General features: G+C 58.0%; 5 protein-coding genes and 1 pseudogene. All 6 read left to right on the forward strand.

The annotated features are described in order from the left end of the window. Nucleotides 1–66: 66 nt before the first annotated feature. Nucleotides 67–1272: an OpgC domain-containing protein gene (locus GWE18_RS23120; RefSeq protein WP_275188006.1), complete on the forward strand. Its 1206-nt coding sequence runs from the start codon at nucleotides 67–69 to the stop codon at nucleotides 1270–1272. Nucleotides 1273–1479: 207 nt separating this feature from the next. Next, complete coding sequence (locus tag GWE18_RS23125; RefSeq protein WP_275188007.1) at nucleotides 1480–2139, forward strand: DUF3859 domain-containing protein; 660 nt, start codon at nucleotides 1480–1482, stop codon at nucleotides 2137–2139. 296 nt (nucleotides 2140–2435) lie between these two features. Further along, the gene (gene merB, locus GWE18_RS23130) at nucleotides 2436–2999 is read left to right on the forward strand and encodes an organomercurial lyase MerB (protein WP_275188016.1); all 564 of its coding nucleotides are present in this window, start codon (nucleotides 2436–2438) and stop codon (nucleotides 2997–2999) included. Nucleotides 3000–3140: 141 nt separating this feature from the next. Then, on the forward strand, nucleotides 3141–3329 hold the full coding sequence (locus GWE18_RS23135) for a nucleotidyl transferase AbiEii/AbiGii toxin family protein (protein WP_275188008.1): 189 nt from the start codon (nucleotides 3141–3143) through the stop codon (nucleotides 3327–3329). Nucleotides 3330–3889: 560 nt separating this feature from the next. Further along, nucleotides 3890–4360 carry a carboxymuconolactone decarboxylase family protein gene (locus tag GWE18_RS23140; RefSeq protein WP_275188009.1) on the forward strand — a complete coding sequence of 157 codons (471 nt, stop codon included), beginning with the start codon at nucleotides 3890–3892 and terminating at the stop codon, nucleotides 4358–4360. 56 nt (nucleotides 4361–4416) lie between these two features. After that, nucleotides 4417–5259 (forward strand): annotated as a pseudogene (locus tag GWE18_RS23145) (sigma-70 family RNA polymerase sigma factor). Nucleotides 5260–6608: the final 1349 nt, after the last annotated feature.

Here is a 6608-nt window from a genome sequence, read left to right on the forward strand (position 1 = left end):
CGCGCTTGGCATAAGCATTCCTTCCAGACCTCCAAGAAAATTACTAGAAAGCTTGTCAGCAATCTCATGACTATTCGTGCAATTCTTCCTGCCGAAGGACGTGATTTACGCCTCGACCTTTTTCGTGGTGTTGCGAACTGGGCAATCTTTATCAACCACATCCCGAACAACGCCGTGATGTGGATCACCACGAGAAGTTACGGCTTTAGCGATGCCGCGGAGCTCTTTGTGTTCATTGCGGGCTACGCGGCGGCCATCGTCTATGCCAAAAGCATGGTGACGCAAGGGTTCACTGCCGGAACGACCCGCTTGTTGGAGCGAGCCTGGCAATTATACGTTGCTCACGTGGTATTGCTCGTCATCAACCTGGCGGTGATCAACTGGGCCGCACAAACTTACAACGAGCCGCATCTTCTGGGTGAATTTAACGTGGCGGGGCTTACCGATGATCCGGTCCACACGCTAACGCAGGGATTACTGCTGAAATACAAACCCTTCAACTTCGATATTCTTCCGCTCTACATCGTGGTGTTGGCGGCCTGTCCGCCGGCATTGTGGCTGATGCTCCGACGACCTGACGTTACGATCGCTGGGTCGCTCGTACTTTACTTCGCAGCCCGACAGTTCGAGTGGAATCTTCCCGCCTATCCGTCGGGCGTCTGGTATTTCAATCCTTTTACATGGCAATTTCTCTTCATGTTAGGCGCCTGGAGCGCACTCGGTGGCGCCACGAGGATGCGGACGATCATCCGGTCACCGGCGGTCGTCGTCATCGGAACTGCATACCTGATTTTCGCGCTGTTGATGACACTGGCGGGTCATTTTGAGGCGCTCGGGCAGCTCTTTCCTGAATGGCTTGTGCGCGTGTTCAATCCGAACGACAAGACGAACCTCGCGCCTTACCGGGTCGTGCATTTTATGGTCATCGCGGCCTTCGTCATCCGGTTTCTGCCCATCGATTGGCCCGGTCTGCAATCGCGCTGGCTTCGGCCGTTGGTTGTCTGTGGCCAGCGCTCGCTTGAAGTATTCTGCGTCGGCTTGTTGCTTTCGTTCGTCGGCCACTTCCTGCTCGATGTGGTCTCCGAGACACTTTTCACGCAAATCCTTGTCAGTATTGCCGGAATTGGACTGATGACGGCCGTTGCCTATTATCGATCCTGGTCGAAGAAACTGGACAAACGGCCGAGTCCGCCGGTGCCGAGATCCTCTTCGCTGGAGCCAACTGGCGGTGCGCGACGGAGATGGCAGCGCTCGCCAGATCGCGGCAGCTGAAGGCTCACAATACGAAATGGGACGTGGGGCATCGGACAGCGAGAACGGTACTGAACCGCGCGACGGCGTTGAAAGAGGACCGCAATCGGGCCTGCCGCTTCGCGGGGGCCCCGCAATATCGACGAACTCGAACCACGGTAACTGATGGTGCGAAATTTTCCCGCTGGATGCTCTGACGACTTTTCTCGTCTGCCTCGACGGACGAGCATGACGTCTACCATCCGGCGAAAGCGAATACGTTGGCTTGACCAGAGAGCGGCCGCGTTCTTCGTCCGGATGTTACCTTCCAAGAAGGCGACGGGTACCAAATATTGCTGCTGGCTGGTCATGGGTTTTCGAAGAATGTCGATCCCGTTGCTCGCTGCGCTGGTCGCAGGCGGCACAGCGTTTGCTCAGCCTCATAAAAGCTACAAGCATCAGATCTTGCAGAAAGGAATTTTCGATGCACAAGTCGTCTCGCACGCACCAGTCAGCGGCATCTGGCGCGTGCAGAACCCAAGGCTGGTGAAAGCGACCTCGAACATTCCGCTGCGCCGCAACCTACGGTTCGGTCTGCGATACTTGATTGCGGGCAGCGGCGGGCGGCATAGTGTGCCCGTCGAGTTGGTCACACGGTACCCATCGCCGGGAATACTGGATCGCGCAACCGGCGAGCACCGTCTGCAAAGCAGTCATAGGCTTGAAATCACCACGGGCGTAGTCGTCTACCGCGACTTCCAGTTCATCGAGGATGAAGAGTTTGTCCCGGGCAAGTGGGTGTTCGAGTTCTGGATTGAGGGAAGGAAGGTCGCCGAGGAAGCGTTCTGCGTCTTCGGCCCGAACGAACAGCGCCGCCTCGCCTCCGGCTGTGAGGAAGTGGGCAGTTGAATTTGCGCATCAGATGACGACGCCGACAGAAGCGCAGTTCCAAAACTCGAAATCACGCCGACCGATCGGCGCTACGGCATCATGATGCACGACGTACAGGATACGATAGCGATGGCTCGGGCATTGAGTCGCCGGAGGGGATCTCGCGCATCCGTCATCCAGATGCCACGTCGGCGTGAGGCGGTATGATTTTTTACCAAGGGGCGGGCGCCCTGTAACCGAAACCGCTCCGGCAGCGAACAACTGGGGAGACGCCGGGTGACGACCAGCGAAACGGAACTCAAGGCGGAGCACTGCTGCGGCTCCTCTCCCATGGTGAGCCTGTCATCATCGCCGAACTTGCGGCTGCCGCAGGACACCCCTCCGATGTCGTGCAACGCGGGGTAGCTGGCTGGAACGACACCGAATACGATCGGCAAGGCCGCATCGTTGGCTGGGGCCTGACCCTGCGTCCCACTCCGCACAGCTTCAGCGTCGACGGCGCGCACTTGTATACGTGGTGTGCGCTGGACACCCTGTTCTTCCCGGCCGTGATTGGCCGTCCGGCGCGTATCGAATCTCCCTGCGCGGCCACCGGCATTCCCATCAAGCTCACGGTCGATCCGACATCCGGCGTCAGCGCGCTCGACCCGCCCACTGCCGTCGTCTCGATTGTCACGCCGGAACAGGTGAGCTCCGTCCGCACCGCCTTCTGCAACCCCGGCCGCTTCTTTGCCACGCCCGATGCAGCGCGCGCCTGGCAACGCAAGTATCCAGGAATGGACGTGCTCAGCGTGGTCGATGCCCACCGAGCGAGCAGCCCCCTCAGCGAGATGCTTCTCGATGACAGCGCTCCGCCACTTCAACACGGTTTAGAATGATCCGGAGATCGCTGAAGATCGGTGTTGGGTCGATGCTGTCGAAAAAGGGGGCTTGAGAAGCCGAGCGAACAGTGATTCCTGCTTCAGAGGCGCCAGGAGAGTCGGCGATGATGGGGCGGCAGGAGCGGGCTCACTCAGCGGATGAGCGAGGCGGGCTTGATTGGCCATCTGGTCTTCAAGGGCGGAACGATGCTGCGGAAGATGATCTTCGGGCAGGCAGGCCGCCTGTCGACCGACCTGGATTTCGTGGTCCTTCGGCGGACGGAATCGTTGCCAACGACTTGGCGCTCAAGATCGCTTCCGTTTTCGGCGACGATTATTGAGGTCTGAAATTCAGCCTAGGACGTCGACAGCATGGGAAAAATACCCCTCGAATTTTTTCGCAGCACAAATCCAGATGCACCGAATCTGGAGCGAATTTCATCGCGGATTCAATGGGGTGGAGAAATCGAGTCGTTCTTAGAGGTGCAGATCGAGTCGTTCTTAAAGTGAAAGCGAGTCGTTCTTTCGTTGTCCGCATGTGGGGACCACGAAAGAACGATTCGGCTAAGTGCTTGAATCTCCTGAGTCCGCCATTTTGAAAACGACTCGATTTTGACTTTAAGAACGACTCGATCACCCTCTTTTTCGTTTTGAGAGCGACTCGATTTTGGAAGTCTCTCAAACCATTGAAGTATTTGGCGCGACTTTTTCTGCGAGCCGGCCGGTTTGAACGGCCTGTTCAGAGGCCTCTCGGCGGAGGCTCACGGGCGAGCTCAATCAAGAGATCGGTGACCCCTCGGCCTGAGCTTTCGAGATCAGAGACGTGTGCATCAAAAATCTGGCGTGTAGGTCACATTGGGGGATTCTGGATCGTCATGACGCTGTCTCCACCAGAAAGGAAGTCCCTCATGACAGCTCCCCGACTCAATCCGGCCGTCGCAGCTCCCGCGCTGATGAAGCTCTGGTTCGACGCTGCCATTGCCATTTCCAAGAGCCTTGATCCGAAGCTCGTCGAACTCGTGAAAACGCGGGCTTCCCAGGTCAACGGCTGCGCGGTCTGCACTAACATGCATTCGACGTTCGCTCGCGACCATGGTGAAACGGAGCAGCGTGTCTACCTGCTTCCCGTGTGGCGAGAGGCGCCGTGTTACAGCGATCGTGAGCGCGCTGCGCTCGGCTGGACCGAAGCTCTCACGCGGCTCTCCGAAGGACCCGGGCTTGAAAGCGCTTATGAGGCGCTGAAATCGGAGTTCAACGAGGAAGAGCAGGTCGCCCTGACGCTGACGATCAATGTCATCAACGGGTGGAACCGCGTTGCCGTTGGCTTCGGCGGTTGGACTGAACCGGCGTCTGTGAAATCTAAGGCCGTCGTCGCTTGACCTCCCCCCAACCAGCATCCGAGGATGCAGCGGCCGTATTCGAGCCGCTGCGTCCGATGCTTGTCCGCGTCGCGTACCGGATGCTGGGGTCGGTGGCTGACGCCGAGGACATGGTCCAGGATGGCTTCCTCCGCTGGATGAGCACTGACCGCAACGAGGTGCGCGAGCCGGCCGCGTTCTTGCGCCGAACGGTCACGCGCCTGTGTCTCGATAGACTGAAGATGGTGCGGCGGCAGCGAGAGACTTACGTTGGTCCCTGGCTTCCAGATCCTGTTGTGGAAGAGGAACAAGTAGACGTCACATTGCCGCTGATGCTTGCGCTCGAAAGGTTGTCGCCGCTTGAACGGGCGGCCTTCTTACTGCACGACGTCTTCGGGTTGGGATTCGCGGAAGTCGCAGAGACAATCCAGCGCGACTCCGCAACCTGTCGCCAACTAGCAAGGCGCGCGCGCCAATGTCCGCGAGGCCAGGCCACGGTTCTTGGTAGAAAAACAGCGCGGACTCGAATTTGCCGAGGCATTTTTTGCCGCCTCACGCAGCGGAGATATGAAGAGGCTTGGTGCGATGTTGGCGGCCGATGTCAGCTATTATTCCGACGGCGGCGGCAAACGTCCCGCGGCCATAGAGCCGATCCTCGGTTTCGATGCTGTTCAGGCGGTCAAGGCGGCGGGCGTGAAGCGGCCGTTGCTGGTCGCGACCCGGTTCATGAATTTCTGGCGACTCTCGTCCGGAACAATAATTCGAAACTTGTTCGTACCGGTTTCATCAACGGATTGCCCGGGTTCGTCTCGCTCGAGGCCGATGGTGAACTCTTGACGACTGCGCTCGAATTCGAGGACGGGAAAATCGCCGCAATCTACGTAGTTGGGAACCCCGATAAGCTGAGACATCTGCACTAAGCAGCCCCTACGAACGACCGCAAAGGGCACGCCATGGCACTCCATTGCAGTTTGGAATCTTAGGGGGCGGTCGCCGTCATTCGAAGCGCCTGCAACGTTGCACAAGTCCGGAACCTGGCACTTGTCGAAGTAACGGGTCGAGCTGACATGTCCGCTCATTGCGGCAAGCCAGACGTGGCCCTCAACACGCGGGACTTCCAACTCAGACATCCGGACTTAATAAGCTATTTGACTTTATCGTGACGATCGAAGATGTGGCGCACGCGAATCCAGCTCCAGACTTGCCCTTCCCTTATCACGCACTCGTTTTAGCCAATAGGATGCGGGCTCCGGCCTATTTGGCTCTAAGCGCTCTGAGAGCCGCAATAGCCTCAGCCGCAGGTTCTCGTGCGTGAGGCTCGCGAGACATCCAAAACCGATATTTGCGCGGCTCGCGGCGTTTGAGGATCGGCCAAGTAAATGCCATCGCGCGCGTGATACTGCCATCTTTATCAACGAGCCAAATCCGACCGAGGCTCAACGGAATAGGCGTTTCTTCAATTCGCCTCCATTAGCTGGGACTAGGTTCAACGGCCCGTCGAAATCTCTTGAACACCATTGGCTTCCCCTCGTTTTCCCGCACATATACTAATAGCCAAAACCCAGCCGTCCAGCGGGCGGTTACACGCGCCGCCTGTGCGGTGGTCCGGCTCCCGCGCTTCCTTCTTGAGGCCTCCGGACCGGATGACTGGCCAGCGGGCTTCTCTGGGACACCGGGTCATCAGGCCCATTTAACGTTAGGGCTGCAGGTTCAGGCGGATCAACGATAGAGCGTTTGATGGAAGAATACCGGGCCCATGTTATCGGGCCGGACGGCCACATTATCAATCGGGTCGATATCCGCTGCTCTGACGAGAAAGAGGCGCGGCGGCTCGAAAGGTCGCCCTTGATGGCCACGCCATTGAGCTTTGGCAAGCCGACCGCTTCATAGAACGCTTTGAACTAGAGCAGTAAGGCCTGCCTCAGTTGCGGGTGCCCATCTTTTTCGAATGTCGCCTGTTGACCCAAAGCTGTCATTAGAGCGGCAGCGAAAGCTGATCCCTTGCATTACCAGAGAAAATGATTGCTGATAATCTCATCGTATACAGCGGGATCGGACCTGTTCGTGTTTTCGGGTGGCGCCGTGCACTCTTTCGTCTCTTCCTGTACCTCCGCTATTAGGTCAATGGTGCTGCCCGAGGCACCGAGTTCCGAACGTTGCCACGCGGCACCATCGTGCCGCCATGCTTTGGTCAAAACTGCATTGAGTGGTTGGCGGGGTCGTCGATGTAGTGAAAATGCGACCGCCCTCTTTCGGGTGACATTGGACG

Origin of the sequence: Bradyrhizobium sp. CSA112, assembly GCF_029051645.1 — a bacterium.
Lineage (GTDB): Bacteria > Pseudomonadota > Alphaproteobacteria > Rhizobiales > Xanthobacteraceae > Bradyrhizobium.